The sequence below is a fragment of the Silanimonas sp. genome (assembly GCF_044377035.1).
Classification (GTDB): Bacteria; Pseudomonadota; Gammaproteobacteria; order Xanthomonadales; family Xanthomonadaceae; genus Silanimonas.
Map to the genome: position 1 here is coordinate 23,406 of NZ_JBILJW010000021.1, position 23,943 is coordinate 47,348.

Annotated in this window: 25 protein-coding genes; 20 read left to right on the forward strand and 5 right to left on the reverse strand. The window is 69.3% G+C overall.

Translation table 11 applies throughout. The features are described from left to right. Positions 1-119 precede the first annotated feature (119 nt). Positions 120-950 (forward strand): ThiF family adenylyltransferase, encoded by an 831-nt coding sequence (locus tag ACIQ6S_RS11750; protein ID WP_397608554.1) that lies wholly within the window; start codon positions 120-122, stop codon positions 948-950. Positions 951-988: 38 nt separating this feature from the next. Here ACIQ6S_RS11750 and ACIQ6S_RS11755 read toward each other — a convergent pair whose 3' ends face one another. Together ACIQ6S_RS11755 and ACIQ6S_RS11760 are read right to left on the reverse strand one after the other, a co-directional pair. Further along, entirely contained in the window at positions 989-1,750 is a 762-nt protein-coding gene (locus tag ACIQ6S_RS11755; protein ID WP_397608529.1) for a TatD family hydrolase, read from the reverse strand. After that, the gene (locus tag ACIQ6S_RS11760; protein WP_397608530.1) at positions 1,751-2,023 is read right to left on the reverse strand and encodes a DUF6116 family protein; all 273 of its coding nucleotides are present in this window, start codon (positions 2,021-2,023) and stop codon (positions 1,751-1,753) included. It lies immediately after the preceding gene. Positions 2,024-2,159: 136 nt separating this feature from the next. Between ACIQ6S_RS11760 and ACIQ6S_RS11765 the strand changes: the two genes are divergently transcribed. The 5 genes from ACIQ6S_RS11765 (at position 2,160) to ACIQ6S_RS11785 (ending at position 8,014) form a co-directional block, all read left to right on the forward strand. Then, positions 2,160-2,849, forward strand: coding sequence for a glycine zipper 2TM domain-containing protein (locus ACIQ6S_RS11765; RefSeq protein WP_397608531.1), 690 nt, complete (start codon positions 2,160-2,162; stop codon positions 2,847-2,849). A gap of 113 nt (positions 2,850-2,962) precedes the next feature. Then, positions 2,963-4,126, forward strand: a complete 1,164-nt coding sequence (locus tag ACIQ6S_RS11770; protein WP_397608532.1) for an acyl-CoA dehydrogenase family protein — start codon at positions 2,963-2,965, stop codon at positions 4,124-4,126. A gap of 46 nt (positions 4,127-4,172) precedes the next feature. Further along, entirely contained in the window at positions 4,173-4,736 is a 564-nt protein-coding gene (locus ACIQ6S_RS11775; protein ID WP_397608533.1) for a GNAT family N-acetyltransferase, read from the forward strand. Next, positions 4,733-5,326 (forward strand): glutathione S-transferase family protein, encoded by a 594-nt coding sequence (locus ACIQ6S_RS11780; protein ID WP_397573343.1) that lies wholly within the window; start codon positions 4,733-4,735, stop codon positions 5,324-5,326. Before ACIQ6S_RS11775 ends, ACIQ6S_RS11780 begins: the two co-directional genes overlap by 4 nt. 24 nt (positions 5,327-5,350) lie before the next feature. Then, positions 5,351-8,014, forward strand: coding sequence for a DUF3857 domain-containing protein (locus ACIQ6S_RS11785; RefSeq protein WP_397608534.1), 2,664 nt, complete (start codon positions 5,351-5,353; stop codon positions 8,012-8,014). Here ACIQ6S_RS11785 and ACIQ6S_RS11790 read toward each other — a convergent pair. Beyond that, the gene (locus ACIQ6S_RS11790) at positions 8,011-9,294 is read right to left on the reverse strand and encodes an MFS transporter (protein WP_397608535.1); all 1,284 of its coding nucleotides are present in this window, start codon (positions 9,292-9,294) and stop codon (positions 8,011-8,013) included. The two genes, ACIQ6S_RS11785 and ACIQ6S_RS11790, sit on opposite strands and share 4 nt — an antisense overlap. Before the next feature lie 151 nt (positions 9,295-9,445). Between ACIQ6S_RS11790 and ACIQ6S_RS11795 the strand changes: the two genes are divergently transcribed. Continuing rightward, positions 9,446-11,725, forward strand: coding sequence for a thiamine pyrophosphate-dependent enzyme (locus ACIQ6S_RS11795; RefSeq protein ID WP_397608536.1), 2,280 nt, complete (start codon positions 9,446-9,448; stop codon positions 11,723-11,725). A 31-nt stretch (positions 11,726-11,756) separates the two neighbouring features. Continuing rightward, entirely contained in the window at positions 11,757-12,647 is an 891-nt protein-coding gene (locus tag ACIQ6S_RS11800) for an adenylate/guanylate cyclase domain-containing protein (RefSeq protein WP_397573347.1), read from the forward strand. Positions 12,648-12,671: 24 nt separating this feature from the next. Here the strand turns inward: ACIQ6S_RS11800 and ACIQ6S_RS11805 are convergent, their stop codons facing one another. Together ACIQ6S_RS11805 and ACIQ6S_RS11810 are read right to left on the reverse strand one after the other, a co-directional pair. Next, a complete protein-coding gene (locus tag ACIQ6S_RS11805; protein WP_397608537.1) occupies positions 12,672-13,571 on the reverse strand; it encodes a phosphate/phosphite/phosphonate ABC transporter substrate-binding protein in 900 nt (299 codons plus the stop codon). Between the two features lie 80 nt (positions 13,572-13,651). After that, entirely contained in the window at positions 13,652-14,509 is an 858-nt protein-coding gene (locus ACIQ6S_RS11810; protein WP_397574328.1) for a YgfZ/GcvT domain-containing protein, read from the reverse strand. Positions 14,510-14,644: 135 nt separating this feature from the next. On the opposite strand from ACIQ6S_RS11810, the gene ACIQ6S_RS11815 reads away from it, so the two are divergent. From ACIQ6S_RS11815 to ACIQ6S_RS11870, 12 genes are read left to right on the forward strand one after another with little or no spacing between them, the layout of a single operon-like run. Further along, positions 14,645-14,758, forward strand: a complete 114-nt coding sequence (locus tag ACIQ6S_RS11815; protein ID WP_297866399.1) for a DUF1674 domain-containing protein — start codon at positions 14,645-14,647, stop codon at positions 14,756-14,758. A 45-nt stretch (positions 14,759-14,803) separates the two neighbouring features. After that, positions 14,804-15,199, forward strand: coding sequence for a succinate dehydrogenase, cytochrome b556 subunit (gene sdhC, locus ACIQ6S_RS11820; protein WP_397574327.1), 396 nt, complete (start codon positions 14,804-14,806; stop codon positions 15,197-15,199). Continuing rightward, positions 15,196-15,579, forward strand: coding sequence for a succinate dehydrogenase, hydrophobic membrane anchor protein (sdhD, locus tag ACIQ6S_RS11825; RefSeq protein ID WP_397574326.1), 384 nt, complete (start codon positions 15,196-15,198; stop codon positions 15,577-15,579). The genes sdhC and sdhD overlap by 4 nt, the downstream gene beginning before the upstream one ends. A gap of 7 nt (positions 15,580-15,586) precedes the next feature. Beyond that, on the forward strand, positions 15,587-17,380 hold the full coding sequence (sdhA, locus tag ACIQ6S_RS11830) for a succinate dehydrogenase flavoprotein subunit (protein ID WP_397608538.1): 1,794 nt from the start codon (positions 15,587-15,589) through the stop codon (positions 17,378-17,380). Between the two features lies 1 nt (position 17,381). After that, positions 17,382-17,750 carry a hypothetical protein gene (locus ACIQ6S_RS11835; RefSeq protein ID WP_397608539.1) on the forward strand — a complete coding sequence of 123 codons (369 nt, stop codon included), beginning with the start codon at positions 17,382-17,384 and terminating at the stop codon, positions 17,748-17,750. 14 nt (positions 17,751-17,764) lie between these two features. Next, positions 17,765-18,553: a succinate dehydrogenase iron-sulfur subunit gene (locus ACIQ6S_RS11840; protein ID WP_397574279.1), complete on the forward strand. Its 789-nt coding sequence runs from the start codon at positions 17,765-17,767 to the stop codon at positions 18,551-18,553. After that, complete coding sequence (locus ACIQ6S_RS11845; protein ID WP_397608540.1) at positions 18,553-18,981, forward strand: MAPEG family protein; 429 nt, start codon at positions 18,553-18,555, stop codon at positions 18,979-18,981. Before ACIQ6S_RS11840 ends, ACIQ6S_RS11845 begins: the two co-directional genes overlap by 1 nt. Positions 18,982-19,009: 28 nt before the next feature. Further along, positions 19,010-19,264 (forward strand): succinate dehydrogenase assembly factor 2, encoded by a 255-nt coding sequence (locus tag ACIQ6S_RS11850; protein WP_297866392.1) that lies wholly within the window; start codon positions 19,010-19,012, stop codon positions 19,262-19,264. 37 nt (positions 19,265-19,301) lie between these two features. Then, complete coding sequence (locus ACIQ6S_RS11855; RefSeq protein ID WP_397608541.1) at positions 19,302-19,682, forward strand: hypothetical protein; 381 nt, start codon at positions 19,302-19,304, stop codon at positions 19,680-19,682. Positions 19,683-19,685: 3 nt separating this feature from the next. Further along, a complete protein-coding gene (locus ACIQ6S_RS11860) occupies positions 19,686-20,930 on the forward strand; it encodes a lipoprotein-releasing ABC transporter permease subunit (protein ID WP_397573569.1) in 1,245 nt (414 codons plus the stop codon). Between the two features lie 4 nt (positions 20,931-20,934). Then, entirely contained in the window at positions 20,935-21,621 is a 687-nt protein-coding gene (lolD, locus tag ACIQ6S_RS11865) for a lipoprotein-releasing ABC transporter ATP-binding protein LolD (protein WP_397573568.1), read from the forward strand. A 1-nt stretch (position 21,622) separates the two neighbouring features. Then, positions 21,623-23,914, forward strand: coding sequence for a ComEC/Rec2 family competence protein (locus tag ACIQ6S_RS11870; protein WP_397608542.1), 2,292 nt, complete (start codon positions 21,623-21,625; stop codon positions 23,912-23,914). Positions 23,915-23,943 lie beyond the last annotated feature (29 nt).

Genomic DNA, 23,943 nt, shown 5'->3' on the forward strand with positions numbered 1-23,943 from the left:
AGAGGGTCGTCATGGCGGATCTCCCGGGGGGGCGTTGGTGCCTGAACGCTAGTCCGTGCGAACTGAACGCGAGCCGTCGCTTCGGGTCGCGCGAGGGTGCGGCTTACACTGTGGCGATGATGTCCCGCCCCGCAGCCCCGACGGCCGTCGCCTCCGAGCGCACCGCGTCGCCCGATCCCCGTTTCGCCGGCATCGACCGCCTCTACGGCACCGGCACCGTCGCCCGCCTGTCCGGCAAGCATGTCGCCGTCGTCGGCCTCGGGGGCGTCGGCTCCTGGGCCGCCGAAGCGCTGGTGCGCAGCGGCGTCGGCCGGCTCACCTTGATCGATGCCGACGACCTCTGCGTCTCCAACACGAACCGTCAGTTGCATGCGCTCGACGGCGAGTACGGCCGGTCGAAGGTCGAGGTGCTGGCCGAGCGTTTCCGGCGCATCAATCCCGCGCTGGACGTTCGCGCGGTCGCGGCGTTCGTGACGCCCGCCAACCTGGCGGAACAGCTGGATGGTGGCTTCGACCTCGTGCTCGATGCCTTCGACAGCTTCCGGGCCAAGGTCGAGACCATCGCCTTCTGCCGGCGCCGCAAGCAGCCGATCGTCGTCGTCGGCTCCGCTGGCGGCCGCATCGATCCGACCCTGGTGCGCGTGCGCGACCTCTCGCGCACCGAGCACGACGCGTTGCTGGCGCTGGTGCGGAAGAAGCTGCGCGGCGAGTTCAACTTCCCGAAGAACAAGGACCGCTACTTTGGCGTGCCGGCGGTCTACTCGCTCGAGAACGTTCGCTACCCGCAGGCCGACGGTTCGGTGTGCGGCCTGCGGCCAGCGCTCGATCCCGATGCGGCCCTAAAGCTGGACTGCGGCATGGGCCTCGGGGCGGCGACGCACCTCACCGGCACCTTCGCCTTCGTCGCGGCGGGCAAGGCCATTGAGATGCTGTTGAAGAAAGCGGACTGAAAAACCACACGCTTGCCGCTCGCGCAGCGCTTTCAGATTCAGGCGCCGAACAGCGCTTCCGCATTGCGTCGCGTCGCCTCGGCGACCACCGATTCGTCCTCGCCGCGAAGCCGCGCCACCTCGCGCAGCACGTCGACGAGGAAGGCGGGTTCGTTGCGCTGGCCGCGCCGCGTCGCATCGGGCTGGTCCGGGCTGTCGGTTTCGAGCAGCAGGTGTTCGATCGGCATCGTCGCCACCGTGCGCCGCAAGCGCTGCGCGCGCTCGAAAGTCACCGGTCCGCCGATGCCCAGCGAGAAGCCGAGCCGATAGAGCTGCGCGGCCTGTTCCTCGCTGCCCGACCAGCTGTGCACCACGCCGCGCAGCCCGCCGATGCGGCGGATCGTGGCGATGATCTCGTCCACCGCGCGCCGGGCATGCAGCACCACAGGCAGGCCGAAGTCGCGGGCGATCTCCAGTTGGCGGACGAAGTAGCGCCGCTGGGACTCCGGATCCAGCCCCTCGACGAAGAAATCCAGCCCGCACTCGCCGACGGCGGCGGGCCGCTCGCGTTCGATCCAGTCGGGAAGGGCGTCCAGATGCTCTGGCCGGTGCTCGGCGAGGACCATCGGGTGCAGGCCGTAGGCGGCCTTCAGGCCTGGGCGCAGCGCGCAGGTCGCTTTCAGCGCCGGCCAGGCCTGGAAGGCGACGGCGGGCACCAGTTGCTGCATGACGCCGACAGCCTCGGCGCGGCCGATCACGGCCTCGCGGTCGGCCTCGAACTCGGGAGCGTCGAGGTGGCTGTGGCTGTCGTAGAGCCGCACTCAGCCCTCGCGGCGCACCTGGTCGCGCGGCAGGTCGATGACGTCGCGCGGCGCCGTCTGCGCCGTGGGGGGCGCTTCGGCCGGCGGTGCCTTGCGATCCTTCCAGCGGGCGAGCACCAGCGTCGCGAGGCCGAGAAGCAGCTCATCGGCGAGGGGAATGAAGTCCGGAACGACAAGGTTGATCGCGAACAGCGCGGCCGTGATCAGGAACAGGTTGCGGAAGCGCAGGTCGCCGAGGAACTTCGTGATGGCGGGGACGAGCAGGGCGCGCATGGGGAACCTCCGTGGGCGATGGCCGGACGATACACCGGCGCTGAACACATGGATTGACAGTTTCGGCGCGTGTTCAGTTTCGCCGCGGCATGTTGCCCGTCAGCGCGCGATTGCGCTGTCCACCCCGGGGAATGCCATGAACACCAAGACTCTCATCGCCATCAGCGTCGTTCTCGCGGCTGGCGCCGCCGTAGGCGCATACAACGTTTTCGGCCCGAGCTACGCCGACGTGGTCGCGGCCGAGCCCATCACCGTGAAGGAGCCGATCCTCGCCAACGTGCTGGCCGCGACCCCGATCAAGGAGACCGTGACCGGCACGCGCCAGGTCTGCGAGGACCGCGTGGTCGAGCGTCGTGCCCAGGAACGCTTCGGCGACAAGGACGGCATGGTCGTCGGGGCGCTGGTGGGCGGCCTGCTCGGTAACCAGGTGGGTGGTGGCCGAGGCCGCGACGTCGCGACGGTGGCCGGCGCCGTGGCGGGCGGCTATGCCGGGCGCGAGATCGACCGCAACCACACCGGCGGCCAGCGCTACAACGAGACCGTGCAGGACTGCCGGACGGTCAGCGAGCCGCGTGAAGAGGTCGTGGGCTACGACGTGCAGTACGCGCTGGAGGGTGAGGTGAAGAACCTCCGCCTCGACGAGAAGCCCGGCGACACGATCCAGCTCGGTGAGCGCGACAAGGTCATCGGCTATGACGTCCGCTGGACCTACGAGGGCCAGGGCGGCACGGTCCGCACCATCGACAAGCCGGGCGAGCGCCTGCCGATCAAGGACGGCGTGATCATCGTCGCCAACCCGGCCCCGGTGGCCGACACCCAAGGCTGAGCGCACGCCGCCGTCACTCCGGGGCGGCAGCGCCCCGGCCGGCTGGGCTACAATCCTTGCATCCCGAAGAGGCCGGTTTTCCGGCCTCTTCCCTTTCCGAGCGAGCCCCCGCCATGCCCCTGAACCCGACCGATCTGTTCGACATCCGTTCGCTGCTCACCGAGGAAGAATGCGCCGTCCAGGACGCCGTCGCCCGCTTCACCGACGAGAAGGTCATCCCGATCATCGGCGACGCGTTCGACCAGGGCCGCTTCCCGAAGGAACTGGTGCCCGAGATCGCGTCGATGGGCCTGCTCGGTTCTTCGCTGCCGGAGCAGTACGGCTGCGCCGGCCTCAATGCCGTCAGCTACGGCCTGATCTGCCAAGAACTCGAGCGCGGCGATTCCGGCATCCGCAGCTTCGTCTCGGTGCAGAGCTCGCTGTGCATGTACCCGATCTACGCCTACGGCAGCGAAGAGCAGCGCCAGCGCTACCTGCCGGGCATGGCGAAGGCCGAGATCATCGGCTGCTTCGGCCTGACCGAACCGCACGGCGGCTCCGACCCGGCCAACATGAAGACCACCGCGAAGAAGGACGGCGGTGACTGGGTGATCAACGGCGCGAAGATGTGGATCACCAACGGCAACCTGGCGCACATCGCCATTGTCTGGGCGCAGACCGACGACGGCATCCAGGGCTTCATCGTTCCGACGGACACCAAGGGCTTCGCCGCCCAGGAAATCCACAAGAAGATGAGCCTGCGCGCTTCGGTCACCAGCGCGCTGTTCTTCGACAACGTCCGCATCCCGGACAGCCAGCGCCTGCCGAACGTGAAGGGCTTGAAGGGCCCGCTGGGCTGCCTCACGCAGGCTCGCTACGGCATCACCTGGGGGCCGATTGGCGCCGCGCAGGCCTGCCTGACGGAAGTCGTGAACTACACCAAGGAGCGCATCCTGTTCGGCCGTCCGGTGTCGGCCAACCAGAGCGCGCAGGTCAAGATGGCCGACATGGCCCGTCGCATCACGCTGGCGCAGCTGCTCTCTCTGCAGCTCGGTCGTCTGAAGGATGCCGGCACCATGCAGCCCACGCAGGTGTCGCTGGCCAAGTGGAACAACGTGCGCATGGCGATCGACATCGCCCGCGAGGCCCGCGACCTGCTCGGCGGCTCCGGCATCACCACCGAGTACTGCCCGATCCGCCACGCGCTGAACCTCGAGTCGGTCATCACCTACGAGGGCACCGAGACGGTGCACCAGTTGGTGGTCGGCCGCGAGCTGACCGGCATCAACGCCTTCTGATCCCTCGGGCCCGGCAACGGGCCCGATCGCTATCCGGGGAATGACGATGGCCGTTCTGGGCCCGACGCTGGAAACCGAGCGACTGCTGCTGCGCGTGCCGGTGCTGGCGGATTTCGACCGCTACGCCGAGATGCTGGCCAGCGAGGACGCCGCGCGCTACATCGGCGGCACGCTGTTGCGCGCGCCCGCCTGGCGGAAGTTCCTGCAGATGCCCGGTGCATGGCTGCTGCAGGGCTTCGCGATGTTCAGCGTGGTCGAGAAGTCCAGCGGCCGCTGGCTGGGCCAGATGGGGCCGTGGCGCCCCGACGGCTGGCCCGGCAATGAGATCGGCTATGCGTTCCACCCCGATGCGTGGGGCCAGGGTTTCGCCGTGGAAGCCGGCCTCGCCGCCCGCGACTGGGCTTTCGAAACCCTCGGCTGGGACGACGCCATCCACTGCATCGATCCCGGCAACGTGCCGTCGCAGAAGGTCGCCCAGCGGCTCGGCTCGCGGAAGCGCGGCCCCGGGACGCTGCCGCCGCCCTTCGAGGAGGTCCCGATCGAGATCTGGGGACAGACCCGCGCCGAATGGTTGGCGGCGAAGGGCGCGAAGGCCGGGGAGGGCGCATGAAGCTTTACGGCATGCGGGCCAGCGGCAACTGCTACAAGGCGCTGCTGGCCGCCTCGATGCTGGGCCTCGAGCTCGAGTGGATCGAGACCGACCTGTTCAAGGGCGAGACGCGCTCGCCTGATTTCCTCGCCAAGAACCCGAACGGCAAGGTGCCGCTGCTCGAACTCGACGACGGGCGCGTGCTGCCCGAGTCGAACGCCATCCTCTGCTACCTCGCCGAAGGCTCGCCGCTGCTGCCGCAGGGCCGCTTCGAGCGCGCCGAGGTGCTGCAATGGCTGTTCTTCGAGCAATACAGCCACGAGCCCTATGTCGCCGTGGCGCGCTTCATCGCGAAGTTCCTGCCGTCCGACCACCCGCGCCGCGCCGACTTGCCGCGGTTGCGCGAGAAATCGCGCGAGGCTCTCGGAGTGATGGAAACGGCGCTGTCGAAACGGCCTTACCTCGCGAGCACCGGTTTCGGCATCGCCGACATCGCCCTGTTCGCCTACACCCACGACGCCCCCGCGGCCGGTATCGCGCTCGATGATTTCCCCCACGTCACGCAATGGCTCGCACGCGTGCGCGCGCAGCCCGGCTTCGTCCCCCAGTAGCCCGCACTGTCCAACGGTTCACGGATGACCCACGCCCTCCACCGCCTTCTCCTGCTGCTCCTGCTCGGTCTCGCCGCGGCGTCCTGTCTCGCGGAGACGGTCGATCCCGCCCGATCGCGCATCGGTTACGGCCCCGTGCCGTCCTGGGTGGAACAGCCGGAATGGCCGGATGGTGCCGAAGTGCCGGCCGCTTCCGGCCTGCGTTACCTGCTCGTCGACGACCAGTGGAACGCCGCATTGCCGTCGCCGGTCAGCTATCGACGGCTGGTAGTCGAGATCGCCGATCGCGCTGGTCTGGAAGACGGCGGCCGCTTCTCGGTGGGCTTCCAGCCCGATTTCCACACCGTCACCCTGCATGCCATCCGCCTTCGTCGCGACGGGCGCTGGCTCGATCGCACGCAGGCCACGCGCATCGACATCCTGCGCACCGAGGACGATGCCGACGTGGGCATCCTCGACGGCTGGCGCACGGCCAGCCTGCTGATCCCCGATGTGCGGGTCGGCGATGTCGTCGACCTCGCCTACAGCGTCTCGGGCACCAATCCGGTGTTCGGGGAGCTGCGTAGCGCGGCTTTTTCCGCCGCGTATTCGCAGGGCGCCGCCATGCGCCTGGTGCGCGCCCTCGGCCCCGCTGCGACGCCGCTGCAGTGGCGCGTGACCGGCCCGATCGAGTACGCGATGACCGCCTCGGTGTCCGGCGGCGTCGAGGCGCGCCGCTTCGTCGCTCGCCCGATGCCCGCGGTGGAGAGCGAGGACGGAGCCCCGGAGGGCTTCGACGGCTACGGTGCGATCGCTTTCAGCAACGCTCGCGATTGGGGTGAGGTCGTGCGCTGGGCACGACCGCTGTTCGACGACGGTGAGCGCGGACCGCGCTATGCGGAGGAGCTCGCCGCGGTGAGGGCCGGTGAGGGCGAGGACGCGATCCTCCATCGCGCGCTTGAGATCGCACAGCGCGACGTGCGCTACGTCAGCTTGTCCATCGGCCGCTCCTCGCATGCGCCGGCCAGCCCCGAGGCCACGCTGGAGCGCCGCTTTGGCGATTGCAAGGACAAGTCGCGACTGCTCGTCAGCCTGCTGCGTGATGCCGGGGTGGCGGCGGAGCCGGTCTTCGTCGATACGGTGAAGCGTGGTCGAATCGGCGAGCGCCTTCCCGGCCCGTCCGCATTCGACCACGTGATTGTCCGTGCACGCGTCGACGGCGAATGGCACTACGTCGATCCAACCCGCAATGTCGAAGTGGGCGGCAGCGCCGACCGGGCCCCGGCCGCCTTCGGCAGCGGCCTGCCGGTGGGCGACGGCGTGGCCGACCTGGTGCCGATCCCCGAGGCCGCACCCGGGCAGGACGAGGTGCAGGTCGAGCAGGTGGTGGAGCGCGCGCCGGCCAAAGCGGTGGATCCGGATGACGCGCCGCATCTCGATATCGAGGTGGCCAGCACCTATCGCCGCGACGAGGCGAACCGCGTGCGTGCGCGCTTCGCCGCTGGCAGTGCCGACGACGTGGGCCGCGACTACCTCGACTACATGCGCGGCATGTACCGCGACATCCGCAGCACCGAGGCCCCGGGCTTCATCGATGAGGCCGCGCGCAACCTCGTCAGGGTGACCGAACGTTATCGCGCGCCGATGCAGCCCGAAGGCGGTGGCGGGACCGGCCATGAGTTCAACCTCCGCCTGTTCCAGATCGCGGATTGGCTGCCCGACAGTTCGCTGCCGGAGCGTCGCTGGCCCTTGGCCATCGAGGGGCCGCGCGGCGGGTCTCAGGAGATCCGCATGACGCTCAAGGGCGGATGGGACATCGAGCCCGAGCGGGAGGTCATCGAGAACGCGGCCTTCCGCTTCGAACGCGAGGTCGACGCCGAGGGCGACACCCTGCGGGTCCGCGGACGCTGGCAGCGCCTCGCCGACGAGATCGCCCCGGAGGATTACGCCGCGGTCCGCACCGACCTGGAGCGCGTCGACGCCTTGCTCGACTACTCGATCGTCACCGGTGCGGAAGCGATGGCGGCCGCCACGGTGTTCTGGCGCGACCTGGTCTGGGTGGTGTTCGCCCTCGTGCTTGCCGGTGGCTCGCTGGCCGCGCTTTTCGCCACGCGTGCCATGGGCCTGCTCGGGCCACTGATGTTTGCGCCCTCGGCGGCGGGCACTGCGCTGCGGGAACGTCCGCGGCTTGCGCTCGGCCTCCTGCCGTTTCTCGCTTCGGGCGTGCTCCTGCTGTTGTTCGAACGCCTTCCCGCCCACCTGGCGGGTATCGAGTCGGAGGCACTTCCATGGTGGACCGCGCTGCCGGTCGACCTCGGCCTGTGGTTGGCCGGCGCCGTCGCGAGCTGGATCGCGCTGCGGGTGCTGCGCGTGCAGGTGCCCTGGCAGCCGGTCATCGCGGCGGCGTTCTGGTCGTCGCTGCCGCTGCTGCTGTTCTTCGGCGTCGGGCTCGTCGCCTTCGGGCCGGCCTTGCCACTGCTGGCCGATGCGGTCGTGGACGGGCCTGCCGTCGTCCGCGTGAGCATGCAGGTGTTCGGCATCGCCTTCGTGCTCACCGGCCTCGTCTGGTACCTCGTGGTGCTGATCGCCAGCACGGCGCGTGCCGCCGGCTGCGGCGTCGGCCAGGTCATCGGCGCCTTCGTGCTCAGTTCGCCGGTCCTTCTCCTGCTGACGGCAGCCGCCGTCGCTGCGGGCTGGACCGAGGCCTAGCGGCTGGGGGGAAGGTCGAGGCGGTGCTGCGGGGCCGGGCCGCGCCCCGACCACCAGAGATGCCACGAGAAAAGCAGCCCGCAGGCGCCGAGCGCGGTGTAGAACCACATGCCCGGCGTATAGCCGGCGGGGTTCTCCGGTGAAGCGCCCGCCCAGTCGTTGAGCGCGCCGATCACCAGCGGCACGGCGGCCATGCCGAGCTGTTGGCAGAAGGTCATCATCGCGTAGGCGGAGCCCAGCCGCTCCTCGTCGACGAGCTGGGCCACGGAGGGCCACAGCACCGCGGGGATCAGGGAAAACACCAATCCGAACAGGCCGATGCAGACGAGCAGGGTGAGGGGCACCTCGGCGCCCCCCGGCAGGCCGACCAGCGGCCCCGGCGGCAGGTAGGTGACCGCGAGGAACAGCGGCAGCATCAGCAGCGAGCCCGCCGCCATGAACAGGGAACGCTTGCCGACGCGATCCACGATCAGTCCGAAGATCGGCGTGGCGACGATGGCGGCCATGGGCAGCAGGCTGGAGAGCGCGCCGGCGCTCTCGCGATCGAGGCCGTGCGCCTGCTGGAAGTAGTTGATGGCGAAACCGCGGAACGGAAACACCGTGGCGTAGAACACCACGCAGAGCGCGACGATGGTCCAGTACGTGCGCGGGAAGCGGAAGATCTGCGAGAGCTTCAGCTCGTCCGGCGGCGCACGCTCGCCGAGGTGGGCACGGCCTTCGACGCGCCGCTCGTGCATCCAGTAAAGCATCGCCGCCGCCACCGCGACGCCGCCGATGGCCGTCGCCAGCCACAGCGGGTCCTGCCAGTTCGAGTACAGCGGTGCGGCGAAGCCCGTGGACCAGTCGGCCGAGGCCGAGCCCAACCGCGAGATCGACAGGTTCAGCCCGAAGGCGAAGCTGAGTTCGCTGCCCTTGAACCAGCGGGCAAGCACCGTCGTTGCGGCGACGATCATCGGTTCCGCACCCAGGCCGAGCAGGAAGCGTCCGGCCACGATCGATTCGAAATCTGGTCCCAAGGCCGTCATTGCGGCGGCGATGACGCAGACCACGGCGAAGACCAGCAGGGCCAGGCGGGTGCCGAAGCGGTCGATGAACCAGCCTCCCGCCAGCAGCACCAGCAGGGCCGCGATGCTGTAGGCGGTGTACAGCCAGCCCACCTGGCTGTGGCTGAAACCGAGCTGCGAGCGCATCAGGTCGACCACCGGGCCGAGCGCGTCGTAGAGGTAGTAGTTGCCGAACATCGCCAGGCTGACCAGCACCAGCGCGGTCCAGCGCTGCATGGGCGAAGGCGGGGGCAGGGCGGTCGGGTTCATCCGGGGCGTCTCCAAGGCTCGCCGAACCCTAGCGGAAGCCCCGTCCGCCGGGAACGGCCGCCTCACCGCACGATCACGCAGCGCCTACAATGGCGGTTTTCCTGCTCCCGGCTCCGCCATGTCCGCCGCCTACGCCCCCGCGATCCCCCGCCCGGTCCCCGCCCGCATGCGCGGCCTCAATCGCGCCGAGATCTGCGACCAGAACTTCAGCGAATTCGTGAGGGCCTGGGACGGCCCGGTGCAGGCCGCGCCGCCCGCCGATGCCGCGGTGCTGCCGGGCGCCACGCTCACGGCCGCGGACTTCCTGCACCTGTTCGAGTCGCAGTTGATCAGCCGCCATCTCGACCTGATGGCGCGCGTGCTGCGCGTGCAGAACAAGGTCTTCTACACGATCGGCTCCAGCGGCCACGAAGGCAACGCGATGGTCGCGCGCGCCACGCGCCACACCGATCCGGCCTTCCTGCACTACCGTTCCGGCGGCTTCATGGCCGAACGCTTCCGCAAGCTGCCGGGCATGGATCCGATCATGGATTCGGCGCTCAGCTTCGCGGCCAGCAAGGACGATCCGGCCTCGGGCGGTCGCCACAAGGTCTGGGGCAGCAAGCCGCTGTGGGTTCTGCCGCAGACCTCGACCATCGCCTCGCACCTGCCGAAGGCGCTCGGGACCGCCGTCGCCATCGAGCAGGCGCGCCGCATCGGCCACGCGCTGCCGATCCCCGAGGATTCGATCTCGATCTGCTCGTTCGGTGACGCCAGCAGCAACCACGCCACGGCGCAGACGGCCTTCAACGCCGCCGCTTGGACGGCGCACCAGAAGCTCCCCGCACCGGTGCTCTACGTCTGCGAGGACAACGGTATCGGCATTTCGGTGAAGACGCCCACGGGCTGGGTCGCCGAGCGTTACCGCAACATGCACGGCCTCGACTACTTCTTCGCCGATGGCCTCGACCTCGCGACCGGCTACGGTCAGGTTGCGGCGGCCGTCGAGCACTGCCGCCGCACGCGCCGGCCCACTTTCCTGCACCTGAAGACCACCCGGATCATGGGCCACGCCGGCACCGACTTCGAAATCGAGTGGCGCTCGATCGACGAACTCGTGCAGGTGGAAGCCAGCGACCCGCTGCTGCGCTCGGCCGAGATCGCGCTGATGTCCGGGCTGATGTCGAAGGACCAACTGCTGGCGTACTACGAGTCCTTCCGCGCGAAGTGCTTCGCTGCCGCCGAAGAGGCCGACCGCCGCCCGAAGATCGAGACCCTCGCGGAGATCATTGCGCCGCTGGCGCCGTACCACGCGGACCTCGTGCAGCGCGAAGCCACCCGCAACGACTACGCCGAGGCCCGCCTCAAAGCCTTCGGCGGCGAGGCCAAGCTGCCCGAGAAGCAGCCGGCCAAGCACCTCGCCATCCAGATCAACCAGGCGTTGCACGACCTGTTCGCCAAGTACCCGGAAACCCTGCTGTTCGGCGAGGACGTCGCGCAGAAGGGCGGCGTGTACACGGTGACGAAGGGCCTGCACAAGGCCTTCGGTCCCGCGCGCGTGTTCAACACCCTGCTCGACGAGACGATCATCCTCGGCCTCGCGCAGGGCTACGCCAACCTCGGCATGATCCCGGTGCCCGAGATCCAGTACCTCGCCTACTTCCACAACGCCTGCGACCAGATCCGCGGCGAGGCCTGCTCGCTGCAGTTCTTCTCGAACGGCCAGTACCGCAACCCGATGGTGGTACGCATCGCCGGCCTCGGCTACCAGCGTGGCTTCGGCGGGCATTTCCACAACGACAACTCGATCACCGCGCTGCGCGACATCCCGGGCCTCGTCATCGGTTGCCCCAGCCGTGGCGACGACGCGGCGATGATGCTCCGCACGATGATGGCGTTGGCTCGCGTCGACGGCCGCGTCTGCGCCTTCCTCGAGCCGATCGCCACGTACATGACGAAGGATCTGCACGAGGCCGGCGACGGCCTGTGGCTCACCGAGTACCCGGCACCGGACCGCGCCATCCCGGTAGGCGAGGGCAAGGTCTACGGCGAAGGCGATGATCTGGTGATCTACACCTTCGGCAACGGCGTGCCGATGAGCCTGAAGGCCGCTCGCCAGATCGAGGCCGCGCAGGGCTGGAAGGTCCGCGTGGTCGACCTGCGCTGGCTGCTGCCGCTCAACGAAGCCTTGATCGTCGAACAGGCGCGCAGCGCGAAGCGCATCCTGGTTGTCGACGAGGGCCGGCGCAGCGCCGGGGTGGGCGAGGGCATCATCACCGCGCTGGTCGAGGGCGGCCTCGGCGCCACGCCGCTGGCCCGCGTCTGTGGCGTCGACACCTACACGCCGCTAGCCGGCGCGGCCTTCCTCGTGCTGCCGTCCGAAGCGGACATCGTGGCCGCCGCCGCCGGGTTGGCCTGAGGTAAGCTTCCCGCTGGAAGGAGTTCGCCCGATGCCCCAGTCCAGGCCCCTGACCTTGCTGTTCGCCGACGTCAGTGGCAGCACCAAGCTGTTCGAGCAGCGCGGTGACGTGATCGCCCGCCAGCTGATCGCGCAGATCCTCGAGGGTCTGTCGGTGGTCTGCCGCAAGTACGACGGGCGCGTCATCAAGACCATCGGCGACGAGATCATGTGCGCCATCCCGACCGCGATGGATGGCGTCGATGCCGCCGTCGCCATGCAGCGCCACGTCGCCGCCGACCCGACCTGCATCGCCAACCACCTGGCGATCCGCATCGGCCTTCATTACGGTGAGTGCCTCGTGGAGGACGACGGCGATGTCTACGGCGATGCCGTCAACACGGCGGCGCGCATGGCGAAGTTGGCGGGTCGCGAGCAGATCGTCACGACCGCTTCCACGGTGGCAGGCCTCAAGCACGCACCCTTCCGCTCGCTGGGCACGGCCCAGGTGTCGGGCAAGCTGCAGGCCATCGATATCGTCGACATCATCTGGCAGGAGAACCCCGCCGGCATGACCATGGTGCAGAGCGCGCTCGGCATCGGCAATGCGCCGGCGCTCGACAACCGCCTTTTCCTGGAGTTCAAGGGCCGCACCATCGAACTGACGCCTACCTCGCCGCCGCTCACCCTCGGCCGCGATCCGGGCAGCAGCATCGTCGTGGAGTCCGATTGCGTCAGCCGAAGCCATGCCGTCATCGAGTTCCAGCGTGGCCAGTACATCCTGACCGACCGCTCCACCAACGGCAGCTTCTTCCGCATCGAGGGCGATGAGGAACAGCGCGTGCACCGCGACGAGGCCAAGCTGCGCCGCTCGGGCGTGATCAGCCTCGGCAAGGGCTCCGCGCAGAACGCCGACACCCTGATCTTCTTCCGCTGCCCCTGACGGGGCAGCGTGACGGTGCCCGCCTCAGTTGGCGGGAGCCGGCGCTTCGGTCGGTGCTTCCGCCGCGGGGGGAGGCGCGGCGGCGGGCGCCGCCGGGTCCGCGGGCGCCACGTAACCGAACGAATTGACCAGCAGGCGCTCGAGGCCGTCGTACGCGGCCTGATCGACGTTCACCAAACGCTCCGTGCGGAGCTCGGTCATCACGGCGTAGGCCTCGGCGTCCTCGTGCAGCTTGAGCAGCGCGTCGGCCACCTTCTGACGGACGTCCTGCGGCAGCTCCGGCGAGGCGCTGAATACGCGGCCGGGCACTTCGCGGCTGCGCCAGATCTCGGTGAGTGCCGGGTTCTCGCTCGCCATGTAGGCCGGCAGCAGGGTGCCCTCCACGTCCCCGGAGAAGACCAGGTCGGGGCCATCCGACCACTTGCTGCTGACCGAGCGCACTTCGGGCTGCGCCAGCGGGTTGCGGAAGGCGTCGAACACCAGCACGTAGGCGAGGTTCGGCGCGCCGAGGCTGGCCACGGTGCGGCCGACGATGCCCTCGCGGCCTTCGGCGGCGATTTCCGGGTCGGCCACGGCCATCACGAACGCCGAGTTCTCCTGCGTGCGCGCCACGCCGATGGCGCCACTGCGCTTGCGGCGGTAGTCGAAGAAGTGCCCTTCCTCGAAGACGAATTGGTTCTTGGCACCAGAGCGCAGCTCGCGCCAATGCTCGTTGAAGTTGGCCGCCGATCGCACTGTGAAGCGATGGCCGGTGGTCCGGTTGAGGTAGCCCAACAGCGGCCCGTACACCTCGCGGATCTGGTCCGCGGGGTAGTTGGGTTCGACCGTCAGGGTGTAGTTCGCCCCTTGGGCGGCCGCCGACACGCCGGCCATCAGGCCGGCCACGAGAACGGCGCCCCAGGCGCCGCGGAACACATTCGACATCGCTCACTGCCTCCGGAATACGGTGCCCCGCGCCGCCCCCCGGCAGCGCAGACCGCTCGCGGCCAGTTTAGAGCTTTTCCTCAGGCGGGGCGCGCGAGGCCCGTCAATGGCAGTGAAGCCAGCGCCGGGCCATGGACGCCCCCTACCGGGCCTGCGGAGGGCAGGGCGGCCACGGCGAGGGCGCCGCGTCCGTCTGCGGTGGCCTCGACCACCTCGCCGATCGAGCGGCCCTCCGCGTCCAACACGGCCTGCCCGGTCGCGAGGCCCACCCCGTCCAGCCACCAGGCCTGGCGCTTGGACTGGCCGAGGAAATGCGTTCTGGCGACGATCTCCTGGCCCGGATAGCAACCTTTGCGGGTGCTGAAGGCCTTGAGCCTGTCGAGGGAAAGCATGTGTGGGGTCCAACCATGCTCGCGTCCCGCCGGCCAGCGCGGCAGGCCGTGGCGAAGATCGGCTTCCCGCCAGCGTCGGGTGGCTTCGGCGTCGATCGCTTGGTCGCCGCGTGCGGCGATCCGCAGGCGCCGAGCCACGTGGTCGGTGCTGACATCGAGGACCAGTCCGCCATCGGGCTCCTGGATGCAGCGATCGCGCGTCTCCAGCGGGCTGGGCGCCTCCGCGGCCTCGGCGAAGGCGCCGAGGTCGTCGCGGACGGCGAGGCGGACCTTGCTCCGGAACACGAAGCGCTGCAGGCCGTCGCGCAGGGCATGGGCCGATTCGTCGAGCACCACGAGCAGCAGTTCGCCCGGGGCCGGCCTCGCCAAGGCGAACAGGGCGAGCACGCGACCCTTCGCGTTGAGCCAGCCGTTCCAGTGCCAATGGCCGACGGCCAGCGCCTGCACGTCGTTCATGGTTTGCGACTGCGCGAAGGCCTCGGCGTCCGGGCCCTGCATCGACAGCAGGGTGAGGTCACCGATCAGGGCGTTTTCAGTGGATTTCACGGTGCCGTGCTTGAACGTCGGGGAACGGGTGCTTAACATCCGCGGATGCTTCCGCAGACGCACATTCTAGGCGACCTCGATCCAGCCGAGCGTCGGCCTGAATCGACGCACGCCGAGGCGGACGCATCCAGCCCCATGCCCTCGGCTGCCACTGGAGCCGGCACGCCGGCCGAGGTTGGCGGTCGCGACGGCCCGGAACCCACCCGCTTCGGCGACTGGGAAAAGAACGGCCGCTGCATCGACTTCTGACCGCAGGACGCGGTCCCCCATCCGACACCCGAACGAGCGGAGCCCATGGCCACGCAGCAACGACCCCTGTCACCGCATCTGCAGATCTACGCGAAGCAGATCACTTCCACGATGTCGATCCTGCATCGCATCACCGGCATCGTGAATGCCCTGGGCGTGCTGGCGCTGGCGTGGTGGCTGGTGGCCCTCGCCTCGGGCGGTGAGGCCTACGCGCAGTTCATCGCCGTCGCCGGCTCGCTCCCGGGCCAGGTCGCCCTGTTTGGCTTCGCCGCCACCCTGGTCTACCACCTGCTCAACGGCGTCCGCCACCTCGTGTGGGACATGGGCCTCGGCTTCGAGATCCCGCAGGTCTACCGCTCGGGCTACACCGTGATCGCTCTCGCGGTCGTCTTCACCGGCCTGCTCTGGTACGCGGGCCTGAGCGTCGGAGGTGCCGCATGAGCCGTCTCCGCCATCCCTGGGCCGTGGCCCGTGGTCTCGGCAGCGCGAAGGAAGGCGTGGCCCATTGGTGGGCGCAGCGCGTCAGCGCCGCGGCGCTGCTCTTCCTCGTGCCGTGGTTCGTCATCACCGCCGTTTCGCTCATCGGCCTCGACCATGCGAACGCTCGCGCGTTCCTCGCCGAGCCGATGAACGCCACGCTGATGCTGGCCTTCGTGCTTGCCGTGACCTGGCACGCGCGCCTCGGCCTGCAGGTGGTCATCGAGGACTACATCCACACGCCGTGGCTGGAAGTCGCGCTGCAGCTTCTCGTGAAGTTCGCCTACGCGCTCGCCGCCCTCGCTTCCGTCGTGGCCATCGGCCGCATCGCCTTCACCGCCTGAGTCCCCCATGACGACTGCCTACAAGATCACCGAGCACCAGTACGACATGATCGTCGTCGGTGCCGGCGGCGCCGGCCTCCGCGCCACCTTTGGCCTCGCGGCCAAGGGCCTGCAGACGGCCTGCATCTCCAAGGTTTTCCCGACCCGCTCGCACACCGTGGCGGCGCAGGGCGGCATTTCCGCCGCGCTGGCCAACATGGGCGAGGACGACTGGCGCTACCACTTCTTCGACACCGTGAAGGGCTCGGACTGGCTGGGCGACCAGGACGCCATCGAGTACATGTGCCGCGAGGCCATCCCGGCCATCATCGAGCTCGAGCACTACGGCGTGCCGTTCTCGCGCACCGAGGAAGGCAAGATCTACCAGCGCCCCTTCGGCGGCATGACCACCCGCTACGGCGAGGGCCCGCCGGCCCAGCGCACCTGCGCCGCCGCCGACCGCACCGGCCACGCCATCCTGCACACGCTGTACCAGCAGTCGCTGGCGCATGACGCGCGCTTCTTCATCGAGTACTTCGCCCTCGACCTGATCATGGACGAGGAGGGCGTCTGCCGCGGCGTCATCGCGCTGGACATGGCCGAAGGAACGATCCACGTGTTCCGCGCCCACGGCGTGGTGCTGGCCACCGGCGGTTACGGCCGTGCCTACTTCTCGGCCACCTCGGCGCACACCTGCACCGGCGACGGCGGCGGCATGGCGCTGCGCGCCGGCCTGCCGCTGCAGGACATGGAGTTCGTGCAGTTCCACCCGACCGGTATCTACGGGGCCGGCTGCCTGATCACCGAAGGCGTGCGTGGCGAAGGCGGCATCCTGCGCAACGCGCAGGGCGAGCGCTTCATGGAGCGCTATGCCCCGAGCGTGAAGGACCTCGCGCCGCGCGACATGGTCAGCCGTTCGATGACCATCGAGATCCGCGAAGGCCGCGGCGTGGGCGCCAACGGCGACCACATCCACCTCGACCTGACCCACCTCGACCCGAAGGTCATCCACGAGCGCCTGCCGGGCATCGCGGAGACGGCGAAGATTTTCGCCGGCGTCGACGTCGAGAAGCAGCCGATCCCGGTGCTGCCGACCGTCCACTACAACATGGGCGGCCTGCAGACCAACTACCACGGCGAAGTCGTCACCAAAACGGACGGCAACCCGGATTCGGTCGTACCCGGCCTGTACTCGATCGGCGAAGCGGCCTGCGTGTCGGTGCACGGCGCCAACCGCCTCGGCTCGAACTCGCTGCTCGACCTCGTGGTGTTCGGTCGCGCCGTGGCCAATCGTTGTGCCGAGACGATCAAGCCGGGCCAGCCGCACAAGCGCCTCGCCTCCGATGCGCTCGACAAGTCGCTCGCCAACCTCGACAAGCTGCGCTTCGCCAAGGGCGGCACGCCGACCGCCGACATCCGCCTGAACATGCAGCGCATCATGCAGAACGACGCCGCGGTGTTCCGCACCGGCGAAACGCTGCAGCAGGGCGTCAGCAAGATCAACGCCGCGTTCAAGAGCTTCGAGGACGTCAAGGTCACCGACCGCTCGCTGGTCTGGAACTCCGATCTCATCGAGACGCTGGAGCTGCAGAACCTGCTCTCGCAGGCGGTGGTCACCATGGTCTCGGCGGAGAACCGCAAGGAATCGCGCGGCGCCCACGCCCGCGAGGACTTCCCGAACCGCAACGACGCCGACTGGATGAAGCACACGCTGTGCTGGATCGACGAGAAGGGCGACACGCGCATCGACTACCGTCCGGTGCACCTGTACACCCAGACCGATGCCGTGCAGACCATCCCGCCCAAGGCGCGCAAGTACTGACATGGGCGCCGAGCGCGAAGGCGGCTTGCTGGCCTGGCAGTTCCGCGATTACGCGGAACGCCACCAGGACAAGCTCAACCTCTGGTTGCACCTCTACGCGGTGCCGGCCTTCATCGCTGGCACGCTCGCGGCGGGGCTCAACCTGCTCGCGCTCAGCCTAGTCGGTGTCGTCGCGTCGCTTTCGTTCGTGGTGCTCGCCTTCCTCATCCAAGGCCTCGGCCACAAGCGCGAGGCTTCGGCGCCGGTTCCTTTCGATGGCCCCGGTGATTTCCTGAAGCGCGTCTTCGCCGAGCAGTTCGTCACCTTTCCCCGTTTCGTCCTTTCCGGCGGCTGGATGCGCAACGTCACGCGCCCCGCCGGGCACCACTGACCCGAGGTCACACGATGGCTGAGTTCACCCTTCCCCAGAACTCCAAGATCGGCAAGGGCAAGCATTTCCCCGCGCCGGCCGGGGCGAAGAACGTCCGCAGTTTCAAGGTGTACCGCTGGAATCCGGATGACGGAAAGAACCCCAGCGTCGACACCTACGACGTCGACCTCGACAGCTGCGGCCCGATGGTTCTGGACGCGCTGATCAAGATCAAGAACGAGATCGATCCGACGCTGACCTTCCGCCGTTCCTGCCGCGAGGGCATCTGCGGTTCGTGCGCGATGAACATCGACGGCACGAACACGCTGGCCTGCACCAAGGCCATCGACGAGTGCGGCAAGAAGGACGTGCCGATCTACCCGCTGCCGCACATGCCGGTGATCAAGGACCTGGTGCCGGACCTGACGCACTTCTACGCGCAGTACGCCTCGATCCGCCCGTGGATGCGCACCCAGAGCGCCGCGCCGGCCAGCGGCGAGCGCCTGCAGAGCCCGGAAGACCGCAAGAAGCTCGACGGCCTCTACGAGTGCATCCTTTGCGCGTGCTGCAGCACCAGCTGCCCGAGCTACTGGTGGAACGGCGACCGCTACCTCGGCCCGGCCATCCTGCTGCAGGCCTACCGCTGGATCATCGATTCGCGCGACGAAGACACTGGTGCGCGACTCGACGACCTCGAAGACCCGTTCAAGCTTTTCCGCTGCCACACGATCATGAACTGCGCGCGCACCTGCCCGAAGGGCCTGAACCCCGCGAAGGCGATCGCCGAGATCAAGAAGCTGATGCTCGCGCGCCGGGGCGCCTGATGCTTGCCGCCTCGTCGCTTGCGTGGCCGATGCTGGCGATGGTCGCGCTGGTGTTCGGCGTGGCCGCGCGCTTGTTCCTCACCCGGATCCCCGAGATGCAGCGCCGCGGTATCCATCCGCAGGCCGTGGCGTCGGCGAAACAGATGGCCGAGGCTATGGAGGACACCCGGGCAGCGGACCACTTCCGCAATCTCTTCGAGACCCCGGTGCTTTTCTACGCCGGTTGCCTCGCGGCGATGCAGGCGGGCGTGGACAGCGTCGGCGTGCTGCTGATGGCTTGGGCCTTCGTCGGCGCGCGCGCGCTGATGGCCTTCGAGGCCTGCGGCCGGAACAAGGTGATGCGCCGCTTCCAGGCCTTCATCGCCGGCTGCACAGCCCTGCTGTTCCTCTGGGTCCAGCTCGCCCTGCACTGGGCCGGCGTGCTCTGACCGCCAGGTCGGAGCGGGGACTCGCATCGTGACCGACGTCGATCCCGTCGAACTCAAGCGGCTGAAGTGGCGCTGCCGCCGCGGCATGCGTGAACTCGACCAGCTGATGGAGCGGTTCCTCGATCGTTCGTTCGCGACGTCTTCCGAGGCCGACCGAGCGCTTTTCCTCAAGCTTCTGGACACCGAAGACGACATCCTGTGGCGATGGTGCATGGGCCGCGAGCGCCCGGAGGACCCCGCCCTTGCTGGATTCGTCGACCGACTGCTCACCCTGCCGCCTTGAGTGGCGCCCGTCGCGTTGCCACGCTGCGGTGATCGTGATGCTGTGGCCCTTGGTTGCCATTTCCCTGCTGGCGACACGCTGGGCTATGGATTTGCCTTCATGGGTCTCGTGGGTGCTCCTCGGCGCTGCGATGGGCCTCGGGCTGTGGCGCGCGAAAGCCGCCCGATGCCAGCCCCGCGCATTGCTCGAACTGCTGCCGGAAGGTTGGGCGCGTTGGTCGCCGGCGGGCAGCGCGCCAATGGAGGGTCCGGCCGCTGCGCATGAACAGTGGCCGGTGACCACGATTCGATTCGCCACGGGCGGCACCACGGTGGTGTTCTGGCCGGATACGCTGTGCGCGCCCGGACGCCGCCTGCTGCGACGCTGGGCCCGCTCGGCGACGCCGGTGTCGCCGCTCCCGCAGTTCTGGATGGGCTAGCCAATGTTCCAACCCCTTCCGCTGGCGATCGGCCTGCGCTACCTGCGCGCTCGCCGCCGTGACCGGCGCATCAGCTTCACGTCCGCCGCATCGATTCTCGGCATCGTCGTCGGCGTGGTCGCCCTGATCACCGTCATCGCGGTGATGAGCGGCTTCCAGCGCGAGATCCGCGACCGCCTGCTCGGCTCGGTGGCGCACGTGACCGTCGCCGGTTACGGCGGTCCGCTCGAAGACTGGTCCACGGTGGTCGAGGTGGCGCGCGAGGACGCCCGCGTGGTCGGCGCAGCGCCCTACGTTCAGCGCGAGGGCCTGCTCAGCGGCGCGCGCACCAGCGCCGGGCTGGTGATGGGCGTTCGGCCGGATCAGGAGCGCGGGGTCTCGGAACTGGCGACCCGCATGCGCAGCGGTTCCATCGATGATCTGGTCGATGGCGGCTTCGGCATCCTGCTTGGCGACCAGCTGGCCATCGCGCTCGGCGTGCGCGTCGGCGACCGCATCAATGTCACCCTCAACGAATTCACCAGCACGCCGATCGGGGCGATTCCGCGATCGAAGCGCTTCACCGTGGTCGGCACGTTCTCGATGGGCGAGCACACCGCCGACAGCAGCTTCGCCTTCATCGCCCTCGGTGACGCCCAGCGCCTGCTGCGGATGGGCGAGGGTGTCAGCGGCGTTCGCATCAAGGTGGCCGACCTTTGGACGGCCGGCACCGTGGCCGACGATCTCGCAACGCGCATTCCGGTGCCGGTGATCGCCAGCGACTGGATGCGCGACAACCGCAATTTCTTCAGCGCGTTGGCGCTCGAGCGCACGGTGATGTTCCTGCTGCTCTCGCTGGTGGTGACGATCGCCTCGTTCAATCTCGTCTCCTCGCTGGTGATGCTGGTGCAGGAGAAACAGGCCGACATCGCCATCCTGCGCACGCTCGGGCTCACGCCGCGCCAGGTGATGGGCGTGTTCATCGTGCAGGGCAGCGTGATCGGATTCGTCGGCACCGCGCTGGGCGTGATCGGCGGCGTGCTGCTCGGCACGAACCTCGGTGCGGTGGTGCGCTGGGTCGAAGGCCTGCTCGGCGTGACCCTGATGCCGCCGGACGTCTACTACATCACCGGCGTGCCGACCGCCGTCTACCCCGGCGATGTCGCCGCCGTGGCCGGCATGACCCTGCTGCTCAGCTTCCTCGCCACCCTGTACCCGGCCTGGCGTGCCTCGCGCACCGATCCGGCGACGGCCCTCCGCTATGAGTGACGCGATGACCACCGTGCTGGAGGCCCGGCGCCTCACCAAGACCTACCGCGAAGGGACGCTCGAGACGCCGGTCTTCCACGACCTCGACCTCAGCGTGAAGCGCGGCGAGACCGTCGCGATCATCGGCGCTTCCGGCGCGGGAAAGAGCACGCTGCTGCACCTGCTCGGGGGGCTCGACACACCGACCTCGGGCGAGGTGGACGTCGACGGGCAGTCGATGGCAGCGCTGGACGACGCGGCGCGCGGAAGGCTGCGCAATCGCGCGCTGGGCTTCATCTACCAGTTCCACCATCTGTTGCCCGAGTTCACCGCGCTGGAGAACGTGATGCTGCCCCTGCTGGTGCGTGGCGTTTCGCCGCGCGAGGCGGAAGCTCCGGCCCGCGCGCTGCTCGAGGCGGTGGGCATCGGGCATCGTTTGACGCACAAACCCGGGGAACTCTCCGGTGGCGAGCGGCAGCGCTGCGCGGTCGCGCGTGCCCTGGTGACGAAGCCGGCCTGCGTGCTCGGCGACGAGCCGACGGGCAATCTCGACGAACACTCGGCACGCGTGGTGTTCGACCTGCTGCTCTCGCTGAACCGCGCGCAGGGCACGGCGCTGGTGATGGTCACGCACGACCGCCGCCTCGCGCAGCGGCTCGACCGGGTGCTCGAACTCAAGGGCGGGCGCCTGCAACCCTGGGTGCCGGACTGACATGACGCCCGGGCAAGGACGCCCTCCCACCCTCGATGCCGGATGGATCGCCGCGCTTTGCGCGGGTGTCCTTGCGCAGCTCCAGGCGCCGACGCTGTTGCACCACGGGCCGGCGGTCGGCCTCGTCGTGTTCGCTGTCGCGGCCTGGGCGGTGGCGCACCACCTCGCCAGGCGCGCGTCGCCATCGAGCGGCGGCGCCGTGAGCATGGCGCTTTCGTGGTGTGCTGCCTTCGCCCTCGGCGCCGGGCTTTGTGCAATGCACGGCCAGGCCGCCATGGATCGTCGTGCGCCGGCCTTCCTCGATGGCACGACGGTCCGACTCGACGTCCGCATCGTTGGATTGAGCGAGTTCCGCGCCAACGGCGCGCGCTTCACGGCCGACATCGAACGCGTCGTCGGCGCATCTGAGGAAGTGGCCGATGCGCTGGCCACGCGGCGGATCGCCCTGGATTGGTACGGCGGTGGGCACGACTTGCGATCCGGCGAGGTGTGGCGGTTGGCGGTTCGGCTGCGCCCATGGTCGCGGCCGCTGAATCCCGGCGATCCCGACGAGACGCGTCGCGCGCTGCTGGCCGGGATCGATGCTCAGGGAAGCGTTCTGGCCAGCGAGCGGCCGCTGCGGCTCGGCGCGCCGGATGGCCTGCACGCCCTGCGCGGCGGCGTGTCCGATCGCATCACCGAGGCGCTGGGCGGCGAACGTGCGCGGTTTGTCGCTGCGCTGGCCGTGGGCGACACGCGCGGCCTGTCGGACGGCGACTGGGAGCGGCTGCGGCAGTTCGGCCTGACCCATCTGATCGCGATCTCCGGCTTCCATGTCGGCATGGTCGCGGGGCTGGGTGTCGTTCTGGTGCGTCTGGTCTGGTGGTGGTGGCCGACCCTCGCGCACCGGATGCGACGCCGACCGGCCGCCGCCGCGGCGGCGTTGGCGGTGGCGACCGCATATGCGGCCCTCGCGGGCTTCAGCCTGCCGACCGTGCGCACCGTGCTGATGATCGGCGTGGTCGCCTTCGTCATTGGCCGCCGTCGACGAAGCCCGACCGCCCAGCCCCTGCTGCTCGCGATGGCGCTTCTTGTTCTGAGCGATCCCTTCGCGCTGTTGACGCCGGGCTTCTGGCTGTCCTGCGGTGGAGTGGCGTGGTTGCTGTGGTGCCTTCCGGGCACGGCCGATCCTTGGAGCCCGCGCACTTTCCTGAAGGCGCAGTGGGTTGCGACGCTGGGTCTGCTGCCGCTCGGTGCAGCGTTCTTCCTGCAGGTGCCGGTGGCCGGGCCGCTCGCGAACCTGGTCGCGATTCCATGGATCAGCCTGGTCGTCGTGCCCCTGAGCCTGCTGGGCACGCTGCTGATGCCGATTTCGGAGGCGCCTTCCACTTGGGCGTGGCAGGGCGCCGCGGGGGCGATGGACGCGTTCTGGTGGGCGATGACCCAAGTGCCTGAGACGTGGTCATCCAGCCGTTGGCTGCCGGAGGTCTCCGGGGGGGCGCTGGCCCTCGCCGTGCTCGGCGTGGCAATCGTGCTGCTGCCGCGCGGGCTCCGCTGGCGCTACGCCGGTGCGTTGCTCTTACTGCCGATGCTGTTCCCAGCGATGACGTCGCCCCCGCGCGGCGAGTTCTCGGTCACTGCGTTCGCGCTGCCGCGAGGCGATGCGCTTCTCGTGCGCACGGCCACGCGCACCGTGCTCGTCGATGCCGGGCCCGAGCCTGTGGATCTCGCGCGCCGACTGCGGGCCGCCGGGGTCGAGTCCATCGACCTGCGTATCGAAACCCGTCGGAATGCCGGTCGCGTCGGCGGCGCCGCGGCCGTCGACCGTGCCTTCGTGCCCCGGCACCACTGGCGTGCGCCGGGCACGACGGCGTCGGTCCGAGGAACCCTCCGCTGCGAAGCTGGTCGACGCTGGACGGCCGACGGCGTTGTGATCGTCGCGCTATCGCCCGCGCCACCGGCGGCGGGCGCGTCGCCGGACGAGGCCTGCGTGCTCCTCGTTTCCAGCGCATCGGGTCGGGAGGCGTGGCTGGCCAGTGACGCGGGCCGATGGGTCGCCCATCGTTTGGCCTCGCCCTCCGCCGGGGCGTGGGTGATTGGCGCGCCCGCGACCCTCGGGCACTGGCACGCCGCGATCGGCGCGTCCGGGGGCATCGCGACCCGCGCTCCGGGCCCGTCGCTCGCCCGTCGCTGGCCGAACGACCTCCATCGCGTCGACCGCCAAGGCGCCCTGTCGTGGCACTCGTCTGAGCCCAATGCGCCGGCAGGCGCGCGGAACGGCCCGCCCCGCTGGTGGCACCCCGCGTTGCCGTGACATGCGCCGGCCGGCTGCCGCGCCAGGCG

Excerpts from the sequence above, each read along its gene's own strand:
- ACIQ6S_RS11750 (WP_397608554.1), top strand. The coding sequence starts at position 120 with ATGTCCCGCCCCGCAGCCCCGACGGCCGTCGCCTCCGAGCGCACCGCG.
- ACIQ6S_RS11760 (WP_397608530.1), bottom strand. The coding sequence starts at position 2,023 with ATGCGCGCCCTGCTCGTCCCCGCCATCACGAAGTTCCTCGGCGACCTG.
- ACIQ6S_RS11765 (WP_397608531.1), top strand. The coding sequence starts at position 2,160 with ATGAACACCAAGACTCTCATCGCCATCAGCGTCGTTCTCGCGGCTGGC.
- ACIQ6S_RS11770 (WP_397608532.1), top strand. The coding sequence starts at position 2,963 with ATGCCCCTGAACCCGACCGATCTGTTCGACATCCGTTCGCTGCTCACC.
- ACIQ6S_RS11775 (WP_397608533.1), top strand. The coding sequence starts at position 4,173 with ATGGCCGTTCTGGGCCCGACGCTGGAAACCGAGCGACTGCTGCTGCGC.
- ACIQ6S_RS11780 (WP_397573343.1), top strand. The coding sequence starts at position 4,733 with ATGAAGCTTTACGGCATGCGGGCCAGCGGCAACTGCTACAAGGCGCTG.
- ACIQ6S_RS11785 (WP_397608534.1), top strand. The coding sequence starts at position 5,351 with ATGACCCACGCCCTCCACCGCCTTCTCCTGCTGCTCCTGCTCGGTCTC.
- ACIQ6S_RS11790 (WP_397608535.1), bottom strand. The coding sequence starts at position 9,294 with ATGCAGCGCTGGACCGCGCTGGTGCTGGTCAGCCTGGCGATGTTCGGC.
- ACIQ6S_RS11795 (WP_397608536.1), top strand. The coding sequence starts at position 9,446 with ATGTCCGCCGCCTACGCCCCCGCGATCCCCCGCCCGGTCCCCGCCCGC.
- ACIQ6S_RS11800 (WP_397573347.1), top strand. The coding sequence starts at position 11,757 with ATGCCCCAGTCCAGGCCCCTGACCTTGCTGTTCGCCGACGTCAGTGGC.
- ACIQ6S_RS11805 (WP_397608537.1), bottom strand. The coding sequence starts at position 13,571 with ATGTCGAATGTGTTCCGCGGCGCCTGGGGCGCCGTTCTCGTGGCCGGC.
- ACIQ6S_RS11815 (WP_297866399.1), top strand. The coding sequence starts at position 14,645 with ATGCCCTCGGCTGCCACTGGAGCCGGCACGCCGGCCGAGGTTGGCGGT.
- sdhC (WP_397574327.1), top strand. The coding sequence starts at position 14,804 with ATGGCCACGCAGCAACGACCCCTGTCACCGCATCTGCAGATCTACGCG.
- sdhD (WP_397574326.1), top strand. The coding sequence starts at position 15,196 with ATGAGCCGTCTCCGCCATCCCTGGGCCGTGGCCCGTGGTCTCGGCAGC.
- sdhA (WP_397608538.1), top strand. The coding sequence starts at position 15,587 with ATGACGACTGCCTACAAGATCACCGAGCACCAGTACGACATGATCGTC.
- ACIQ6S_RS11835 (WP_397608539.1), top strand. The coding sequence starts at position 17,382 with ATGGGCGCCGAGCGCGAAGGCGGCTTGCTGGCCTGGCAGTTCCGCGAT.
- ACIQ6S_RS11840 (WP_397574279.1), top strand. The coding sequence starts at position 17,765 with ATGGCTGAGTTCACCCTTCCCCAGAACTCCAAGATCGGCAAGGGCAAG.
- ACIQ6S_RS11845 (WP_397608540.1), top strand. The coding sequence starts at position 18,553 with ATGCTTGCCGCCTCGTCGCTTGCGTGGCCGATGCTGGCGATGGTCGCG.
- ACIQ6S_RS11855 (WP_397608541.1), top strand. The coding sequence starts at position 19,302 with ATGCTGTGGCCCTTGGTTGCCATTTCCCTGCTGGCGACACGCTGGGCT.
- ACIQ6S_RS11860 (WP_397573569.1), top strand. The coding sequence starts at position 19,686 with ATGTTCCAACCCCTTCCGCTGGCGATCGGCCTGCGCTACCTGCGCGCT.
- lolD (WP_397573568.1), top strand. The coding sequence starts at position 20,935 with ATGACCACCGTGCTGGAGGCCCGGCGCCTCACCAAGACCTACCGCGAA.
- ACIQ6S_RS11870 (WP_397608542.1), top strand. The coding sequence starts at position 21,623 with ATGACGCCCGGGCAAGGACGCCCTCCCACCCTCGATGCCGGATGGATC.